This window comes from Stenotrophomonas sp. 704A1 (genome assembly GCF_030549525.1).
In the GTDB taxonomy this organism is placed as follows: Bacteria; Pseudomonadota; Gammaproteobacteria; order Xanthomonadales; family Xanthomonadaceae; genus Stenotrophomonas; species Stenotrophomonas tuberculopleuritidis.
The window spans coordinates 1,678,249-1,694,156 of sequence record NZ_CP130831.1 but is presented as its reverse complement, the minus strand read 5'-3'; the positions used below and the strand labels follow the sequence as shown (position 1 = coordinate 1,694,156).

The 15,908-nt window shown below is 65.8% G+C and carries 21 protein-coding genes; all 21 read left to right on the top strand.

What is annotated here, in order from left to right; genetic code table 11:
* Positions 1-6 precede the first annotated feature (6 nt).
* The 21 genes from Q5Z10_RS07920 (at position 7) to Q5Z10_RS07820 (ending at position 15,907) form a co-directional block, all read left to right on the top strand.
* Positions 7-744, top strand: a complete 738-nt coding sequence (locus tag Q5Z10_RS07920) for a DUF5983 family protein (RefSeq protein WP_003821067.1) — start codon at positions 7-9, stop codon at positions 742-744.
* A gap of 94 nt (positions 745-838) precedes the next feature.
* Positions 839-1,117 carry a hypothetical protein gene (locus tag Q5Z10_RS07915; RefSeq protein ID WP_003821068.1) on the top strand — a complete coding sequence of 93 codons (279 nt, stop codon included), beginning with the start codon at positions 839-841 and terminating at the stop codon, positions 1,115-1,117.
* 284 nt (positions 1,118-1,401) lie between these two features.
* The gene (locus Q5Z10_RS07910) at positions 1,402-2,205 is read left to right on the top strand and encodes a hypothetical protein (RefSeq protein WP_003821069.1); all 804 of its coding nucleotides are present in this window, start codon (positions 1,402-1,404) and stop codon (positions 2,203-2,205) included.
* A 78-nt stretch (positions 2,206-2,283) separates the two neighbouring features.
* Positions 2,284-2,637: a DUF3085 domain-containing protein gene (locus Q5Z10_RS07905; protein ID WP_003821070.1), complete on the top strand. Its 354-nt coding sequence runs from the start codon at positions 2,284-2,286 to the stop codon at positions 2,635-2,637.
* 361 nt (positions 2,638-2,998) lie between these two features.
* Positions 2,999-3,916 carry a DUF3577 domain-containing protein gene (locus tag Q5Z10_RS07900; RefSeq protein ID WP_031692692.1) on the top strand — a complete coding sequence of 306 codons (918 nt, stop codon included), beginning with the start codon at positions 2,999-3,001 and terminating at the stop codon, positions 3,914-3,916.
* A 57-nt stretch (positions 3,917-3,973) separates the two neighbouring features.
* Positions 3,974-4,663 (top strand): DUF3275 family protein, encoded by a 690-nt coding sequence (locus Q5Z10_RS07895; RefSeq protein ID WP_003821074.1) that lies wholly within the window; start codon positions 3,974-3,976, stop codon positions 4,661-4,663.
* 94 nt (positions 4,664-4,757) lie between these two features.
* On the top strand, positions 4,758-5,081 hold the full coding sequence (locus Q5Z10_RS07890) for a hypothetical protein (RefSeq protein WP_003821078.1): 324 nt from the start codon (positions 4,758-4,760) through the stop codon (positions 5,079-5,081).
* A gap of 100 nt (positions 5,082-5,181) precedes the next feature.
* Positions 5,182-5,589 carry a hypothetical protein gene (locus tag Q5Z10_RS07885; RefSeq protein ID WP_003821084.1) on the top strand — a complete coding sequence of 136 codons (408 nt, stop codon included), beginning with the start codon at positions 5,182-5,184 and terminating at the stop codon, positions 5,587-5,589.
* Between the two features lie 16 nt (positions 5,590-5,605).
* A complete protein-coding gene (locus Q5Z10_RS07880; protein ID WP_003821086.1) occupies positions 5,606-5,866 on the top strand; it encodes a hypothetical protein in 261 nt (86 codons plus the stop codon).
* Positions 5,867-5,942: 76 nt separating this feature from the next.
* Positions 5,943-6,593, top strand: coding sequence for a hypothetical protein (locus Q5Z10_RS07875; RefSeq protein WP_003821087.1), 651 nt, complete (start codon positions 5,943-5,945; stop codon positions 6,591-6,593).
* A gap of 64 nt (positions 6,594-6,657) precedes the next feature.
* Positions 6,658-7,767 carry a DUF6094 domain-containing protein gene (locus Q5Z10_RS07870; protein ID WP_003821088.1) on the top strand — a complete coding sequence of 370 codons (1,110 nt, stop codon included), beginning with the start codon at positions 6,658-6,660 and terminating at the stop codon, positions 7,765-7,767.
* A gap of 103 nt (positions 7,768-7,870) precedes the next feature.
* Positions 7,871-8,182: a hypothetical protein gene (locus Q5Z10_RS07865; protein WP_003821089.1), complete on the top strand. Its 312-nt coding sequence runs from the start codon at positions 7,871-7,873 to the stop codon at positions 8,180-8,182.
* Between the two features lie 102 nt (positions 8,183-8,284).
* Entirely contained in the window at positions 8,285-10,564 is a 2,280-nt protein-coding gene (locus Q5Z10_RS07860; protein WP_021205692.1) for a helicase-related protein, read from the top strand.
* Between the two features lie 113 nt (positions 10,565-10,677).
* Positions 10,678-10,848 (top strand): hypothetical protein, encoded by a 171-nt coding sequence (locus Q5Z10_RS07855; protein WP_303638619.1) that lies wholly within the window; start codon positions 10,678-10,680, stop codon positions 10,846-10,848.
* 30 nt (positions 10,849-10,878) lie between these two features.
* The gene (locus Q5Z10_RS07850) at positions 10,879-11,913 is read left to right on the top strand and encodes an IS630 family transposase (protein WP_073673098.1); all 1,035 of its coding nucleotides are present in this window, start codon (positions 10,879-10,881) and stop codon (positions 11,911-11,913) included.
* Between the two features lie 69 nt (positions 11,914-11,982).
* Positions 11,983-12,663 carry a hypothetical protein gene (locus Q5Z10_RS07845; protein ID WP_303638618.1) on the top strand — a complete coding sequence of 227 codons (681 nt, stop codon included), beginning with the start codon at positions 11,983-11,985 and terminating at the stop codon, positions 12,661-12,663.
* Positions 12,664-12,821: 158 nt separating this feature from the next.
* The gene (gene pilL2 / locus Q5Z10_RS07840; RefSeq protein WP_003821093.1) at positions 12,822-13,421 is read left to right on the top strand and encodes a PFGI-1 class ICE element type IV pilus protein PilL2; all 600 of its coding nucleotides are present in this window, start codon (positions 12,822-12,824) and stop codon (positions 13,419-13,421) included.
* A complete protein-coding gene (locus tag Q5Z10_RS07835) occupies positions 13,418-14,059 on the top strand; it encodes a PilN family protein (RefSeq protein ID WP_003821094.1) in 642 nt (213 codons plus the stop codon). The genes pilL2 and Q5Z10_RS07835 overlap by 4 nt, the downstream gene beginning before the upstream one ends.
* A 14-nt stretch (positions 14,060-14,073) precedes the next feature.
* Positions 14,074-14,799 carry a TIGR03759 family integrating conjugative element protein gene (locus Q5Z10_RS07830; protein ID WP_003821095.1) on the top strand — a complete coding sequence of 242 codons (726 nt, stop codon included), beginning with the start codon at positions 14,074-14,076 and terminating at the stop codon, positions 14,797-14,799.
* Positions 14,781-15,371, top strand: coding sequence for a transglycosylase SLT domain-containing protein (locus Q5Z10_RS07825; protein WP_003821096.1), 591 nt, complete (start codon positions 14,781-14,783; stop codon positions 15,369-15,371). Before Q5Z10_RS07830 ends, Q5Z10_RS07825 begins: the two co-directional genes overlap by 19 nt.
* Positions 15,368-15,907, top strand: a complete 540-nt coding sequence (locus Q5Z10_RS07820) for an integrating conjugative element protein (RefSeq protein WP_003821097.1) — start codon at positions 15,368-15,370, stop codon at positions 15,905-15,907. The genes Q5Z10_RS07825 and Q5Z10_RS07820 overlap by 4 nt, the downstream gene beginning before the upstream one ends.
* Position 15,908: the final 1 nt, after the last annotated feature.

The window sequence follows — 15,908 nt, the reverse complement described above, 5'->3', positions numbered from 1 at the left end:
TTCCCAATGTCCCAGAAACCCAATCCCTTTCACCGTGGCTACTGGAATCTGAAAATCGTCCGCACGCTGTGCATCAGCTACGAGGACGGAAGCCCGCATGTCTGGCGCAACATCCACGCGAGCCAGCAACACCTCTCCGACGAGGAACTGGTTTCATCGTCCTGCATCGTCGCCAACGATTTCGCCGTGGTCAGCGATGGCCGCGAAGCCGTGAACGCCGAGGTACTGGCCGAATGCGATGCCGGTGAAGGCGTCAGCGGCGAAGGTGTGATCGGTGCCGTGGTCTATGCCATCCATGGCGAGGACTTCGACGGCCGCCCAGTCCACGTCGGTGACGCCTATTCGGCCGAGGCCGCGCGGGAAGCGATGCAGCGCCTGAGTTTCGAGACCGGCTACTACAGCCGGTGCTGGGAAATCAGCCGTGAGCACATCACGGTCGATAGCTGGCACTACCTCGCCGGCCTGGCGGACATCGCCACGCCGGAGGCCATGTTGTTCATCGCCTTCCGTGTGCCGTACAGCCCGGCGATCGGCGTCAAGCTGATTTCCACGCCCTGGACGGACCAGAACCTGGAGCACGCCGAGGGCATCACCGCCGAGCAGCTTCGACAGGAGCACCGGAACAAGGGCATGCCGGACGACCTGGCGAACATCCTTGAACTGGCTGGCCAGGCCGATGTGCGCATCCTCATCCTCGATGCAGACGCACCCGCGTTGCTGGGCCTGCCGCTGGCCGAGGGCTAGCAGCCGCGCGACACGCGGGTCTTCCTCTTTGTCCCCTCATGCCAGCCCGTCTCCCCCAAGAGTCGGGCTGGTCCATTTTCATAGGAGCAACCTCATGTTCCCCAACCTCATTTCGCGCGCACCGGACTTCGAGCACCAGCTCGGAGCCTGCGTCAACGCCATGAGCCAGGACGACGCCATCGGCCAGATCCTGGTATTCGAGCGCACGCACGGCACGCTGCACATGCGCCATATCGCCGGCGCCGACTTGGTGGACACCGACATTGACGACTACGAGATGGTCGTCTTCGACGGTGGCAACACCGGCGGCGACACGTGGAAGCATGTGTTCTTCCCGCGTCAGCGCGAACACTACTTCGTGTACCAAGCCTGATCCAACCAGCCCCTTTCGAGGGGCCTTTTTCTTGTCCCCAGCGCGGGAAACCGGGTGCGGCGCAGTGCCGTTTCATGCGGGCGGGTAGCCCGGCCCAGGGCCATCCTTGCCCCCATGTTCGTCGGCGTTGCCGACACATGCCCAGGCAGCCGAGACCTTCGAGGCTGCAAGCACGGGAAACCGCGCTGGTTGTTTCTTCCTACGGACGCACCGCGTCCATCCACCCACAAGGGACCTCTCCCTTGCGGGCGGGGAATCCCTTGTTCTTCCTCAAGGAGATTCCCATGGACCGTTCCCTCATCAAATCCATGATGCCTTCGCTTGTCGCAGGCCATGTGCCCCGCAACGTGCGGTCGTTCAAGTATCGCGTGTTCGATGATCAGCCGCAGTCCTCGACGCTGGGCTTCGCCATCGACCCCCAGCCCTTCGACGGCAAGGTGGTCGCGGCCAGCGACGACGCCATCGTCGTCAAGCTCAAGCCCAGCGAGTTCGCGGTGCTCGACCCCCACCTGGTGACCACCCTTCCCAGCGAAGGCGCCAAGGTGCATGTCCAACCGTATGCCCGCCGCCGCTTCGACGGCCTGCGCGCGGACACCCCGGAAGTAATCACCGAGAAGACCGCGGACGGTGTTCCCTACACCATCACCAGGCACATCCTCGGCTCCGCGCCTGCCAAGCTGCCCATCCCCGAGCCGCAGTGCATGGAACTGGGACAGCTCATCCAGCAGTTGGAGGAAATGCCGGCTCCCGATGGGTTCCGGCGCATCACCCACATGCTGGTCGATGCGGGTGCCCGCGACTTCACCTGGGTCGATCCGAAGCCGTCCAAGATCATCGAGACACCCCCGGCGATCAGCTTCTCGGTTTCGACCTCGAAGTTCGAGGGCCAGGTGACGATCCTCTACGACCGCGGCGGCGACACCTACGCGGTGGAACTGAGCCGCGACGGCGAACTGGTCGATCGGCACGACGAGGTGTATTTCGACATGCTCGGTGAAGTGCTGGAGCGGCTTATCGACGACGGGCACTGGCGTCTGATCGACGTGAGCGTCATCGACGCCAAGGCAACCAAGCGGCGCTACGGCTGACCGCAGCCTACCGGCGACTTGCCCCCATAGGCCTTCCATCCATTCGGGTGGAGGGCCTTTTTCTTCAGGAGATCAACCATGTCACTGCGATTCAAAGGTTCCGACCTGCGCCCCGTGCTGGCCGAGGCCGTTGCCAACCAATGCCGCGTCGTCCTCGCCAAGGACCAGGGCGTGTACTTCCTCGCCGAGCAGGGAGAGCGCCGTCCCGATGGCCGCGTGAAGCTGCTGGCCTATGCCGTCGGCTGCAACCCGGATACCGACCCGTTTGACGGCTGGTGGGAACTGGCGCGTGCCGAGCTGGGTGGCGACGACTTCGGCGAGTTCTTCGATCCGAAGGAAGGCGTCTTCGCCCGCATCCTGCGCGGCATGGACGATCTGATGCTATCCGCCACCACGACGCACCTGTCGCTGGAGGTGGTGCCATCGATGTAGTGCGAATACCACTGTCCCCTCACGGCCCCCTTCATGGGGGCTTCTTTTTTTGCGGCGCTGGCGGCATGGACAAAGGGAAGCGTCCGGATGCCGATTGATTACTGCCGCGCGCGCGAAGCCCGTCCATGCTGCCCCCATGCCTGCTGACGTTGTCAGCGACATGCCAGGCAACCATCGGTCTTCGAGGTTGCCGCGCAGTTTCCACTGCGTGACCGAGCCAGCTCGCACCGCATCCATCCGCGAGCGGCCACCAGTCCTGGTGGCGGATGCTTTCGCCTTATCAACCCACCGCGGGGTTACGCACCTTTCCCCGCATGCGTGGGGCCGGTGTGTCTCCGCTTCATCCCAATGGAGATTCACCATGAGCACCACGTCCAACGAGAAATCGTATTTCGACCTCCACACCTCGGGCATCGGCTACATCCAGCGTGTCCGCGAGGTTCCCGTCCGGGGCGGCCGCCGTGCGCAGCCCTTCCTGGCATGCACCATCGCCGCGCTGGTCGGCTCCGCCAAGGACCCCAGCTACCGCTACTTCGACGTCAAGGTCTCGGGTGCCGAGGCCAAGAAACTGGTCGAGCGCTACATCGGCGTTGACGATCCCAAGCAGCGGCCGCTGGTGCGCTTCCGCCTCGGCGACCTCTGGGGCGATGCGTACATCCGCGACAAGGGTGAGCACAAGGGCCAGGCCGCCGCGTCTCTGAAGGCGCGACTGCTGAAGGCCGAGCCGCTTGACCGGGCCGAACTGGCTTCGATCAAGCTGCACGAGCTGATCACCCGCGGCATCGGCTACCTCAGCCGCCCGAAGGACGTCTCCCCCAAGGATGGCGATCCGTTCCTGTCGTGCTGCGTCGCGGCGCTGGCCGGACCTGTCGGTGAACCGGAATATCGGTACTTCGACACCATCGTCGCCACCCCTGAAGCCGAGCACCTGGTTCGCCGGTGCGTGCAGGCCATCGAAGGGGACCGCAAGGTGCTGATCGCCTTCCGTCTGAACGACATGAAGATCGATCCGTACATCCGCACCAAGGGCGAGCGCGCCGGGGAACCGGGAGCGAGCCTGGAATCGACGCTGGTCCACATCGGTCTCATCAAGATCGACGGCACCCAGGTCTATCCGACGAGCCAGGCGCAAGCCGAGGCGCCGCAAGCCGAGGACGCACCCGCGCCCGAAGCCGAGGTTGCCGCCGACACCGCTGCCGACCAGCCTGTCGAGCCCGCCGTGCGCGAGCCCGCAGGTGAAGTCGAGGAGCAGGAGCCGGCATTGGCTGCTTCGTTCTGATCCGGCATGGCCCCTCACGGGGCCTTGCCTTTTTCCTATTCCCCAAGGAGAACCATCATGGCAGTCACATCGGCGCCCGACCAATCGGGTTCGCCCATCACCGTCCCAGGCCAACTCACGCTGCGCACGATCCGCGGAAGAAACGGCCCTTTCAACGTCGGCCGACTTGTCACCCCCATCGGCAAGTTCGCGGTGAAGGATGCGGAGCTGGAGCAGTACCCCGAAGGCAAGTACGACGGGGAGTTCGTCATCCGCTACATCTTCCCGAAGTCCTATCCCGTCGGCGACGGCATGCGGTTCGAGATCCGTGCCAACCTGGACGGGATGACGCTCAACGGCATCGACAAACTGAGCCGTGACGAGGCACGCAGCTTCACCACCCAGGAAGTCGATCCGCTCGATGAAGAACTGGGCGCGCAGCCTGCGTCAACGCCGGCCAAGCCCGCCAAGGCATCCAGACCCGCCAAGCCCGCATCCGTGCAGGCGTCCGCGGACCCGCTGATCGATACCACGCCTTTTGGTGTGGATGCCCCGCCGCCCGCTGCGGCTGCTGCCCCCGGCAGCACCGAAGATGGCGACGCCGCGCTGTTCGGGCTGCTCTGGCCGCTGGGAGAGTCCGTGAAACTGGATTCGACCATCGACCGCCGCACCCTGCGCGCGCAGATCGCCCGCCTGGGTGAACTGGGCTACGCGCTGGACTTCAAGACGCAGGAGTGGAGCCGCCAGGCCGAACTGCAACCTGCGTGATCGCAGACGCCGCATCCGCGGTGTTCTTGATCCATCCGCCGGGGTTCCTTCCCCATGCGGGGGAGGCTCCGACTTTCTTCTGGAGGTCTCCATCATGTCCACCATCGCTTGCGATGCACCTCATTGCACGCTGGACGAACCCGCGTGGCGCGCTGTCTGCAAGACGGCCGCCGAGCACGCCCAGCGTGGTTGCGGCCTGTCCTGGGATCACTGGGTCACGCTTTTCAGTTCGGAGATCGACGCGCAAGCCAGTCGGTTGCCGGAAACCCAGCGGGCTCAGGCCCTGGAAATCGCGACCCAGGAATGGGACTACGCAACCCCTGCCGAACGGCAGGAAACGCAGGAGTGGAACGCTGCGAACGGCTACTGCTCCCATGGCATCGAACTGGGCTACTGCCCAGCCGGTTGCGGCTCCTAGTCCGCACCGGACTCCATCGCCGCACGCGCGGCATTCCATCACCCGCTGGGGGCTCTCCCCCACGGGGAGGCCTCCGGCTCGATTCTTCAGGAGGCCTTTCATGGGCTGGTATTTCTCCCCCCAATCGCGGTCTGAACTGATCGCGGAACTGATCGCACCGCAAGAGACCGAGCGCGCCAGCGTCAAGGTCATCGCCCACGCGCTGCGCGGCAACGTCCTGTGGTCCGTCACGGAAGTGACGGCCAAGGTCGAAGGCGTGCATCGTCATCTGGCGCCAGGCCAATCCCTGCGCTACATCCGCTGCGATCTTCTCGAACGCAGCGGCGACCAGTGGGGCTACAAGCCACTGGACGAGTCCATGCACCCGTACTACTACACGTGCCCGCTGTCCTATCTGGACCTCGCACCAGAGCAGTCCGCCGACTGGCGTGCAGGCGTTCGCGCCTACCACGCGCGGCGGCGCACACCCACGGCACCTGCGGCACCCACCGCAGCGCTGATGGCCTGAGCCAGGAGGAACCGACATGGACCCGATCCTGGCTGCGCTTCCGCCCTCGCTGTTGAAGCTCGTTGAAGGGAGTTTGTCCAACGACGAAGTTTCTTCCGACGAGGAAATGCTGGAGTACTTCATCAGCAACGGCCTCACCGAGGCACAGGCACGGCAGGCACTGACCCACCGCGACCAGTACCTCAACAACATCTACCTGGAGGGCTTCACGCCAATCACTTCGGTAGATGAGGCGCTTCACTTCAACCCGCACACCCGGCAGTTCGAGCCGGACTGAGCGGCTTTCTTCCACCCCCTGGGGCAGTACTTGCCCCAGCGGGCGGTGCTGTTCCCGTTCATCCGAGGACACCACCATGCCCGAAAACACTTCTTCCACCACGCTGTATCGCATCGACGAATGCTCCGACGTGATGGCCGATGCTTGCGTCGGCGATGACCAGGGCAATCTGATCTTCCTGTCGATCTGGGCGCGCGACACCGCCGTCCAGCAGTTCCTCGCTCGTCTGACCCTCGGGCGCGACGAACAGGGCCTGGACCAGTTCCACGTCATCACCGACCAGGGCGGCAGCGTCCCGGTGTTCGTCAGCAACGTCGATCGTCTGGAAAAGCGCATGACCCGCGCCTACCGGCGAACGCTGTTCGGTTCGCTGTCCAACGTGTGGCTGTTCGACCGCCGCTGCGTCAAGCCCGACAAGGCCAACGCCAGCGCACTGGCATTGCTGCCCAAGGGCAGCGCCCACCGGCTTGACCGCCTGTGGATGCTGGTGCGGGACACCTGCCCACTGCCGCTGCTCGACCACTGGCGCGAAACCGTGCTGGAGCTGCTACAGACCCGCGAGATGCTGGCCCGTCTTCCGTTCGCCCTCGGGTCGCTGGAAGGCCATCGGCTCGCCATCGACGTGCCGGCGCTGACCCTGGCGCTGGGCTCCCTGATCCGCAGTGACGTGCTCACCGCCTATCCGTATCCGGCCAAGATTTGGACGCCGGAAGCGGTAGCGGCTTGACCCGCCCGCGAGAGCACGCCAAGGCGTGCTTTCGCACTTCATCCCCGCCAACCAGGAGACTTCCATGGCCCTCATGTTCCCGCGGCTCGCCCGCAATTTCTCCAAGAACGGGTACTACCCGACCGACGAACCCACGCTCGAAAGAGCCCTCAACGCACTGATGCCCAGCGATGGCCCGATGTGCATCCTCGATCCCTGCGCCGGCGAAGGCGTGGCGATCGCCGAAGCCGCTCATGCTCTCGGGCGCGAGCAAGCCAAGGCGTTCGCCGTCGAGTTCGACGCGGAGCGGGCACGCCATGCCCGCGGCCTGGTCGATCATTGCCTGCACGCGGACCTGATGGACACGATGATCTCAAAGCAGTCGTTCGGGCTGCTCTGGCTCAACCCACCGTATGGCGATCTGTCCAAGGACGTCAACGGCAACATCGGCTATCAGGGCCAGGGCCGTGCCCGCTTCGAGAAGCTCTTCTATCAGCGCAGCCTCTCGCTATTGCAGTATGGCGGCGTGCTGGTCTTCATCGTCCCTGGCTACGTGCTCGACGCCGAGCTGGTCGGCTGGCTGACACGCCACTACACGGACCTACGCATCTACCGAGCGGTGGAAACGCAGTTCAAGCAGGTGGTGATCTTCGGCCGCAGGGTGCGCCAGCGCGAGCTGGCACCCGATGGTCTCAAGGCCGTGCGCAATCTGCTGCTGCAGATCGGGCTTGGTGAAGTCGAAGCCGAGGAACTGCCGAGCGAATGGCCGTTCCTGCCGTACATCGTCCCCGCCAGTCCGGCCGAGCCGGAGCATTTCTTCCGCGTGACGATGGAGCCAGAGCAGTTCGCCGATGAAGTCGGCCGGCTGCAAGGCCTCTGGCCGTCGCAGGACACGCACCTGGGGGCCGCGCAGCAGTCGCTGCGTCCACCGGCGCGTGCCTTGTCCCACTGGCATCTCGCCCTGGCTCTGGCCGCGGGCGCGATCTCGGGGGTTGTGCGCTCCAAGACCGGGCGCGTGCTCGTCGTCAAAGGTGACACCCACAAGGACAAGACGCTCCAGCGGGAATTCACCGAACGCGAAGACGGCTCCATCGCCGAGACCCGCATCCTCACCGACAAGTTCGTGCCCGTCATCCGCGCGTGGGACATGACGCCCGGCTCCGCCACGCGGGGCGAGGTGTTGACCATCCGCTGATCGCTTCTCTACCGCTGACGGTCACCGTCGGCTTCCTCCACCCACCGGGGTCCAGTCGCCCCGAGGGGGCGCCGTGGCCCCTTCATCTTCAAGGAGCCTTTCCATGGCAGCCCAAGCACTTCCCATCGGCCAAGCATCGAGCCGGCGCTTCTTCCCTGGCGAGACCGTCGTGACCTGTGGCGTTGACGCCCTGGTCCAGCAGGGCCGGCTCAACCCGGTGCCGTATCTGCACCGCCACCTCAATGGCGACTGGGGCGACCTCGACGACTACGACAAGCGGCAGAACGATGCCGCGCTGGAGTCCGGCGAGGACCGCCTTTTCTCTTCCTACCAGGTCGCACCCGGCCTGCAGCTTTGGATTATCACCGAATGGGATCGCAGCGTGACCACGCTGCTACTGCCCAGCGAGTACTGATCTCTCCCAGACGACGGCCGCCTGCCGTCTCTTCATCCCACCACGGGGCATGCCATCGCCCCGCGGGGGTGGTGCATGCCCCATTTTCTTTGGAGCATCACCATGTCCCTCGATCTCGAAACCACTGCCGCTGAAGCCGCGCCCGTACAGGGCGAACTGCTCGATGCGGAATCTTCCCCTCTGACCCTGAGCCTTCAGGATTTCGTCGGCGAGTTCGGCGACGAACTGCTCGACGCCCTCAACAGCGCGAACCCGCCGGTCTATAACGGCCAGCCGCAGGCGCACCGGCAACTCGTCGTCGCCAGCCTCAAGCGCAAGCTGTTTCCGGCCCAGGCCGAAGTCGTCCACGCCGCCGCCGAGCTGCTGATCGACCGTGGCGAACGCGCCGCGATCGTCAATGGCGAAATGGGCTGCGGCAAGACGACCGTCGGCATCGCCACGGCCGCCGTGCTCAACGCCGAAGGCTATCGCCGCACCCTGGTTCTTTCGCCGCCGCACCTTGTTTACAAGTGGCGGCGCGAGATCCAGGAGACGGTGGCAGGCGCCAAGGTGTGGGTGCTCAACGGGCCGGACACGCTCATCAAGCTCATCAAGCTGCGCGAGCAGTTGAATGTCCAGCCCACGGGCCAGGAGTTCTTCGTCTTGGGCCGGGTCAGGATGCGGATGGGGTTCCACTGGAAGCCCGTCTTCACCCAGCGGCGCACCCGTCACGGCAACGTGGCGGCGTGCCCGGACTGCGGCACGGTCATCACCGACCTCGACGGCGAGCCGGTCAATCCGGTCGCGCTCCAAGCCGAGGAATACCGCAGGAAGTGCAGCCATTGCGCCGCCCCCCTGTGGACGCTGATCCGCCCGCGCAGCCTGTCCGGCAGCGACCAGTCCTCGGCCGTGCTGAAAGCCCTCAAGCGCATCCCGACGATCGGGGAAGTCACCGCGCAGAAGCTGATGCAGAAGTTCGGCGAAGGCTTCCTCGCGTCGATGCTGGGCGACAACATCCATGAGTTCATCAACCTCATGGACGGCAACGGCGAACTGGTCTTCTCTGACCGCCAGGCGCATCGCATGGAAAGAGCGATGGCGAACATGGAGTTCGGCTTCGGCGAAGGCGGCTACCAGCCGTCCGAGTTCATCAAGCGCTACCTGCCTCAAGGCACGTTCGACCTGTGCATCGCGGACGAGGCCCACGAGTACAAGAACGGTGGCAGTGCCCAGGGCCAGGCCATGGGCGTGCTGGCGGCGAAGGCTCGCAAGACCTTGCTGCTGACAGGCACGCTGATGGGCGGCTACGGGGACGACCTGTTCTACCTGCTGTTCCGAGCCCTGCCTGGGCGGATGATCGAAGACGGCTACCGCCCGACCACGAGCGGCAGCATGACCTCGGCGGCCATGGCGTTCATGAGGGACCACGGGGTCCTCAAGGACATCTACTCCGAAAGCACCGGCACGGCGCACAAGACGGCCAGGGGCACCAAGGTATCGGTGCGCACGGTCAAGGCTCCCGGCTTCGGGCCGAAAGGGGTCTTGCGGTGCATCCTGCCGTTCACGATCTTCCTCAAGCTCAAGGACATCGGCGGCAACGTCCTGCCGCCGTATGACGAGGAGTTCCGTGAAGTCGCAATGGACACGGCGCAAGCCGCGGCCTACCGCGACCTGGCGGGTCGGCTGACCGCGGAGCTGAAACAGGCTCTGGCGCGACGCGATACGACGCTGCTGGGTGTGGTGCTCAACGTGCTGCTGGCCTGGCCGGACTGCTGCTTCCGGTCGGAAACCGTGGTGCATCCGCGCACGCGCAACACCTTGGCGTTCGTCCCGGCTCAGTTCAACGAGTTTGAGGTGACGCCGAAAGAGCGCGAGCTGATCGACATCTGCAAAGAAGAGAAGGCGCAGGGCCGCAAGGTCCTGGCCTACACGGTCTATACCGGCACGCGCGACACCACGTCGCGCTTGAAGGTGCTGCTGGAGCAGGAAGGTTTTCGGGTGGCGGTGCTGCGCGCAAGCGTGGACGCCAGCCGCCGCGAGGACTGGATCGCCGAGCAACTGGACCGTGGCATCGACGTGCTCATCACCAACCCCGAGCTGGTCAAGACGGGCTTGGACCTGTTGGACTTCCCGACGATCGTTTTCATGCAGTCGGGCTACAACGTGTACTCGCTCCAGCAGGCGGCACGCCGCTCCTGGCGCATCGGACAGAAACAGCCGGTGCGCGTGATCTACCTCGGCTACGCCGGTTCCTCGCAGATGACCTGCCTGGAGCTGATGGCCAAGAAGATCATGGTCTCGCAGTCCACCTCGGGCGACGTGCCCGAATCGGGCCTGGATGTGCTCAACCAGGACGGTGATTCCGTCGAGGTCGCGCTGGCCCGGCAACTGGTCGCCGCCTGATCCCCACGCCAACGCCGGCCTCGCGCCGCCGGCTTTCCATTGTTCCCACCTTGCAGCCACGCCCACGGTCTCCGTGGACGTGGCTGCGCATTTTTCATTCCAAGGAGATTTCCATGAACACCCATACCCAATCCACGCCCGAAAACGTGAAGGCCCGCCTGACGCTGGACGTGACCTGTTTGCTCAACGGCGAGGCCGCGTCGGAAATACTGGCACGGCTGCAACGCATGTGGGTCCGCGCCATCGGCGAGAGGTTGCTATTGATTCGGCCCTTGTGCACTTGAATTTATCTGCACCGCCCCCAACTCGGATTCATGCAAGCAACTGACATGAGATCGTTGAGCCGCGAAGCGCGGCATGAGCGCCGGGTTCAGGTCATCCGGCTACGCAAGGCCGGCAACACCTACGACAAGATCGCCGCGCTCACCGGCCTGAGTCGCACAGGCGTCTTCAACATCTGCAAACGCCATGAGGCGCTCGGTGCCAAGGCGCTGCACGACGCCATTGGCGGGCGCAAGCTCGGCGAAAACCGCTTGCTCGACCCCGCCCAGGAGGCCCTGGTGCGCAAGCTCATCGCCGACAAGACGCCCGATCAGCTCAAGATGCCCTACGCGCTGTGGACCCGCGCCGCTGTGGCCCAACTCATCGAACAGCGCTTTGGGCTGCGACTGCAAGTGCGCACCATGGGCAAGTACCTGGCGCGCTGGGGCTTCACGCCGCAAAAGCCGATGAAGAAGGCCTACGAGCAGTCACCGGCGGCGGTCAAGAAGTGGCTCGACGAGGACTACCCCGCCATTGCCGCGCGGGCCAAGGCCGAGGGAGCCGAAATTCACTGGGGCGACGAGAGTGGACTGCGCAGCGACGATGTACGCGGCCGTGGTTTTGCGCCCAAGGGCCAGACGCCGGTGGTGCGGGTCAACAACAAGCGCCACAACCTGTCGGTCATCTCCACCGTGACCAACAAAGGGCAGATGCGCTGGCGCATCTTTGACGGGGCGCTCAACACCACAATCCTGATCGACTTCCTGCGCCGGCTGATCAAGGGACAGACCAAGAAGGTGTTCCTGATCCTGGACAACCTGCGGGTGCATCATGCCAAACCGGTCAAGGCCTGGCTGGCCGAGCATGCCGATGCCATCGAGGTGTTCTACCTACCGAGCTATAGCCCGGAGTTGAACCCGGATGAGATGGCCAATGCGGATATCAAGCAGGCGGTCACGAAGCTGGCACCGGCGCGAACGAAGCTGCAACTGGCCAAAGCCACAGCCAAGCACCTTCGCAGCGTGCAACGCCAGCCCGAGCGCATCCGCAAGTACTTCGAGCACGCCACGGTACGCTATGCGGCTTGAGTCAAGTTCATTGAGGCCGGATCAATAATCGATGAGACCGCCGCGAAGGTGGATGTTTGGTCGATCGAGGTGACCGAGTTGCCCTCGGCGACTAACAGCGATGCGCTCGAAGCCGAGATCGCCGCCTTCATGCAGCAACGCATCGGGGACGGCAACCTCTGTGCAGAGGACATTCCCTTGCGCCTGGCGAGCTATGGCCTGATGGCCCCCGAGGATTTCATCGACGAAATGCGCGAGCGCATGGGCATGGAAGACGACGCCCCCACGGGCCGAGCCGTCATCCCCTCGACCGAACCTGCCGACGGCGGTGAGATCGAGATGCAAGTCGCGGTCGTCTGCATCGGTGCCTCCGGTAGCCCCAACGTGCCGGTCTTCAAGGTCAGGATCACCCAGGAGGAATACGACCTGGGTATCCACTACGACAAGGCCAGGGACCTGGCCGAAGAGGCCCGGTACGAAGGGCCGTTCATCTGCTTCGACGCCGCCGAATATGGCCCCATCCTGTCGGCCGCCCGCGAACTTGGCCTCGTTCCGCAGGTCGTCGTGGTCGATATGACCGACGGCCAGATCCACTCCATCCGCTGCGACAGCGGCGAGATCAAGGTCATCTGCTACGACACCAGCGACACTGACGAGTATTCGGCGGCGGTGGCGAACCGGCCGCTCGGCGAGAACGGGCAGTTCGTGCGCTGCTGGTCGCACACCCAACTGGCACGGGTCGATCCCGGCCTGAAGCTGGCTCGGGATTGATCGGGCGAAGCCCGATGCGTTTTCACAGGCCCCTTCGGGGGCCTTTTCCTTTGGAGGGAGGCTGCCGGGAAATCGGGCGCTGCCTGGTTCGCATTGTTTGCTGCCGCTCGTGGCCCGAGCGGCGATGGTGAGGGCTCGATGTTTCAGGACGACGCGCCATGTGCCCCTCTCCACCTTGGTTTCACCATCCCGAACGCCGTCTGCTGGCGGGTTTTCTCGGCCTGCTTTGGTCGGTGCTGGCTGGCGGCTGCGCGACGACGAGCGCGCCGGTCGCGCCCGACACCATCGAGGAAGTCTCGGCCGCACCCGTACCCGAGGCGCCCGAATACATCCCCGTTGTGCGCTACGGCCGCTACACCCTCGTGGAACTGGCACCGACAGCAGCGCAGCGCGACCTGCTGTTGCAGACCATCGACGTGTCGATGCCCGAGGATGCACGCGCTACGGTCGGCGACGGGCTACGGCATGTGCTCAAGCGCAGCGGTTACGGCTTGTGCCAGACGACGCACGCGGTGATCGAGCTGTACGCACTGCCGCTGCCGGCGGCCCACCTGCACCTCGGCCCCATGACCCTGCGGGATGCGCTGCTCACCCTGGCTGGTTCGGCCTGGGAACTGCACGCGGATGACCGCGCGCGGCAAATCTGCTTCGAGCGGCCCGGCGACAGCATGACCGCCGACAACGTACCCGCGCCGCCTGCCACCGAGGCGGTGCAGACGTTCCCGCTGGCGCCCGCGGCATCGGGAGGCCAGCCATGAACGCCCCGCAGCCCGCCCATCGTTCAACGGCCGCCGTGGTGGTGCAGAGCCTGATGTGGCTCTGGCTGATCGGCCTCAGTGTCCTCGTTGCCCTCGGCTACCAGACGATGAACGACCAGGCCGACCAGGAGCGCCTCGATTCCCGCCTGCAACGCCTCGAAGCGCAGGCAACAGGCCTGGCCGAGACCGTCGAGGCCATCCAGCAGCGTCCAGCCGTCGCCACGGCGGCAGACCTCAAAGACACCCGCCAAATCCTGGAAGCACGCGCGGCCCAGGTCGAGAAATCGCTGAGCGCCTATGCCTCCGCCGACGACCTTCAGGCACTGCGCGCCGAAGTCGAGCAAATCAAGGCGCGGCAGACCGCTGCGCGCGCCGCTGCACCCGCCCAGCCGCGCACCAGGAACAAGCCCACCGCCAAGCCCGAACCGACGCCGCTCCCGTTCCGCATCGTCGGTGCCGAACTGCGTGCCGGCGAGCGCAGCGTGTCCGTCGCGCCGAGCAATGGCGACTTCACGCCCGACCAGCTTCAGGTGCTGCTACCCGGCGATGCGGTCGGCCCGTGGCGCTTGCAGGCCGTCGAGGGCAGCACTGCGGTGTTCCAGGCCGGCGACCAGACCCGCCACGTGGCGATCCCCTGAACGGAGCACACCACATGAAGCCGTCGATCATCCTTTCCGCGCTTCTGCTGGCGTCCACCCAGTTGCCCGCGTGGGCGCAGCAATCCGCCACGGCTCCCGCCCGCAATGCGCAGAGTCAGGAACGCCCGCTGGTCGCCCGCATTCTGGACGACCGGGTGGCGAGCGACTGGGGCCTTCAACCTCAGGAGTGGGCGCGCTATCGCGAACTGATGGACGGTCCACTGGGCATCTATTCGCCCAACCTGGACCCGCTGTCGGCCCTGGGCATCGAGGCGCGTACCGAAGAGGAACGGCGACGCTACGCCGAGCTGCAGGTGCAGGTCGAAGCGCGCCGCGTGGAGAAACTGCTCGCTTATCAGCGGGCCTATGACGAGGCCTGGCAGCGCCTGAACCCCGGGATGCAGCGGGTGAACCTGCCGGACGACAAGCCGGTCGCCGGGGCCACGCGCGGCTCCGGCCGCACGGCAGTGTTCGTGAAAGATAACTGCGTGGCCTGCGGCCAGCTCGTGCAGCGCCTGCAATCCTCGGGCGCCGAATTCGACCTGTACATGGTCGGCAGCCGCCAGGACGACGCGCGCATCCGCGATTGGGCCAAGCGCGCGAACGTCGATCCGGCGCGCGTGCGCAGCGGCAGCATCACGCTCAACCACGACGGCGGCCGCTGGTTGACCTTGGGGGTACCCGGCGACCTGCCGGCGGTCGTGCGCGAGGTGAACGGCCAATGGCAGCGCCAGCCATAGCCGCCCCCCTGCGCACACTGGTGCTCGCCGCTGGCCTATGCGCCTGCGTCGCCCAAGCCCAGGAGGTTCCGCCACCGGCCTACCAGCTCGCCGCGCAGCGCGCAGGCATCCCCTCGACGGTGCTCTACGCCGTGGCCTTGCAGGAGAGTGGCATCCGCCGTAACGGACGCATCGTCCCGTGGCCGTGGTCCCTCAACGTCGCCGGCCAATCACGCCGCTATGCGACCCGCGCCGATGCCTGCGCGGGTTTGCAGCAGGCGATGCGCTCCACGCCGCACACGCGCATCGACGCGGGCCTGGGCCAGATCAACCTCGGCTACCACCAGCAGCGCTACGCCAGCGCCTGCGACCTGCTCGACCCGTACCGGAATCTCGCCATCGCTGCCGAGATCCTGCGCGAGCAACACGCCCCCGGCGAGGACTGGTTGCTGGCGATGGGCCGCTACCACCGCCCCGCGGGTGGCGAGCCCGCCGCCCGCTACCGGCGCAGCGTGTCGCGCCACCTCGCCCGGGTGCAGGGCGCACGCCCAACCGCCGCGGTTCTCGCCGCACGCAAGGAGACATCCCCATGACGACATCCCATCTGGCCTTGCGTGGCCTGCTCGTACTGCTGGCGGGTCTGCCGCTGGCCTCGCTTGCCGGCGAGCCGCTGATCGTGGTCGAAGACCGCGGCGGCGCGTCGGCGCTGCCGTACTACGAAGCCCTGAACCTCCAGCCGCGCACCAACGCACCGGCCCGGCCGCCGATCCCGACGCCCCAGGTTCCCGCCACGCCGGCGGACGAGGCCGCGATGCTGCCGGTGCGCAGCGCCAAGCTCACCCCCGGCACCGTCCCGCGGCGTGTCATCGAGGCTCCGGGTCTGCGGCCTTTCGTTGTCGTCGGCGACGACGAGGCATCTCGGGCCTGGCTGCGCAGCCAGGCAGCCGCGCTGCGCGAGCGCGGCGCGGTCGGTCTGGTGGTCAACGTCGAGACCGTGCAGGGCCTGGCGCGGCTGCGCACCCTGGTGCCCGGCGTACCCCTCGCGCCCATGTCCGGCGACGACCTGGCCGAGCGCCTGGGCCTGCGGCACTACCCGGTGCTGATCACAGCCACCGGCATCGAGCAATGAA

Bases quoted from the DNA above. Each gene is read 5' to 3' on its own strand.
- Q5Z10_RS07920 (WP_003821067.1), top strand. From the start codon at position 7: ATGTCCCAGAAACCCAATCCCTTTCACCGTGGCTACTGGAATCTGAAA.
- Q5Z10_RS07915 (WP_003821068.1), top strand. From the start codon at position 839: ATGTTCCCCAACCTCATTTCGCGCGCACCGGACTTCGAGCACCAGCTC.
- Q5Z10_RS07910 (WP_003821069.1), top strand. From the start codon at position 1,402: ATGGACCGTTCCCTCATCAAATCCATGATGCCTTCGCTTGTCGCAGGC.
- Q5Z10_RS07905 (WP_003821070.1), top strand. From the start codon at position 2,284: ATGTCACTGCGATTCAAAGGTTCCGACCTGCGCCCCGTGCTGGCCGAG.
- Q5Z10_RS07900 (WP_031692692.1), top strand. From the start codon at position 2,999: ATGAGCACCACGTCCAACGAGAAATCGTATTTCGACCTCCACACCTCG.
- Q5Z10_RS07895 (WP_003821074.1), top strand. From the start codon at position 3,974: ATGGCAGTCACATCGGCGCCCGACCAATCGGGTTCGCCCATCACCGTC.
- Q5Z10_RS07890 (WP_003821078.1), top strand. From the start codon at position 4,758: ATGTCCACCATCGCTTGCGATGCACCTCATTGCACGCTGGACGAACCC.
- Q5Z10_RS07885 (WP_003821084.1), top strand. From the start codon at position 5,182: ATGGGCTGGTATTTCTCCCCCCAATCGCGGTCTGAACTGATCGCGGAA.
- Q5Z10_RS07880 (WP_003821086.1), top strand. From the start codon at position 5,606: ATGGACCCGATCCTGGCTGCGCTTCCGCCCTCGCTGTTGAAGCTCGTT.
- Q5Z10_RS07875 (WP_003821087.1), top strand. From the start codon at position 5,943: ATGCCCGAAAACACTTCTTCCACCACGCTGTATCGCATCGACGAATGC.
- Q5Z10_RS07870 (WP_003821088.1), top strand. From the start codon at position 6,658: ATGGCCCTCATGTTCCCGCGGCTCGCCCGCAATTTCTCCAAGAACGGG.
- Q5Z10_RS07865 (WP_003821089.1), top strand. From the start codon at position 7,871: ATGGCAGCCCAAGCACTTCCCATCGGCCAAGCATCGAGCCGGCGCTTC.
- Q5Z10_RS07860 (WP_021205692.1), top strand. From the start codon at position 8,285: ATGTCCCTCGATCTCGAAACCACTGCCGCTGAAGCCGCGCCCGTACAG.
- Q5Z10_RS07855 (WP_303638619.1), top strand. From the start codon at position 10,678: ATGAACACCCATACCCAATCCACGCCCGAAAACGTGAAGGCCCGCCTG.
- Q5Z10_RS07850 (WP_073673098.1), top strand. From the start codon at position 10,879: ATGCAAGCAACTGACATGAGATCGTTGAGCCGCGAAGCGCGGCATGAG.
- pilL2 (WP_003821093.1), top strand. From the start codon at position 12,822: ATGTGCCCCTCTCCACCTTGGTTTCACCATCCCGAACGCCGTCTGCTG.
- Q5Z10_RS07835 (WP_003821094.1), top strand. From the start codon at position 13,418: ATGAACGCCCCGCAGCCCGCCCATCGTTCAACGGCCGCCGTGGTGGTG.
- Q5Z10_RS07830 (WP_003821095.1), top strand. From the start codon at position 14,074: ATGAAGCCGTCGATCATCCTTTCCGCGCTTCTGCTGGCGTCCACCCAG.
- Q5Z10_RS07825 (WP_003821096.1), top strand. From the start codon at position 14,781: ATGGCAGCGCCAGCCATAGCCGCCCCCCTGCGCACACTGGTGCTCGCC.
- Q5Z10_RS07820 (WP_003821097.1), top strand. From the start codon at position 15,368: ATGACGACATCCCATCTGGCCTTGCGTGGCCTGCTCGTACTGCTGGCG.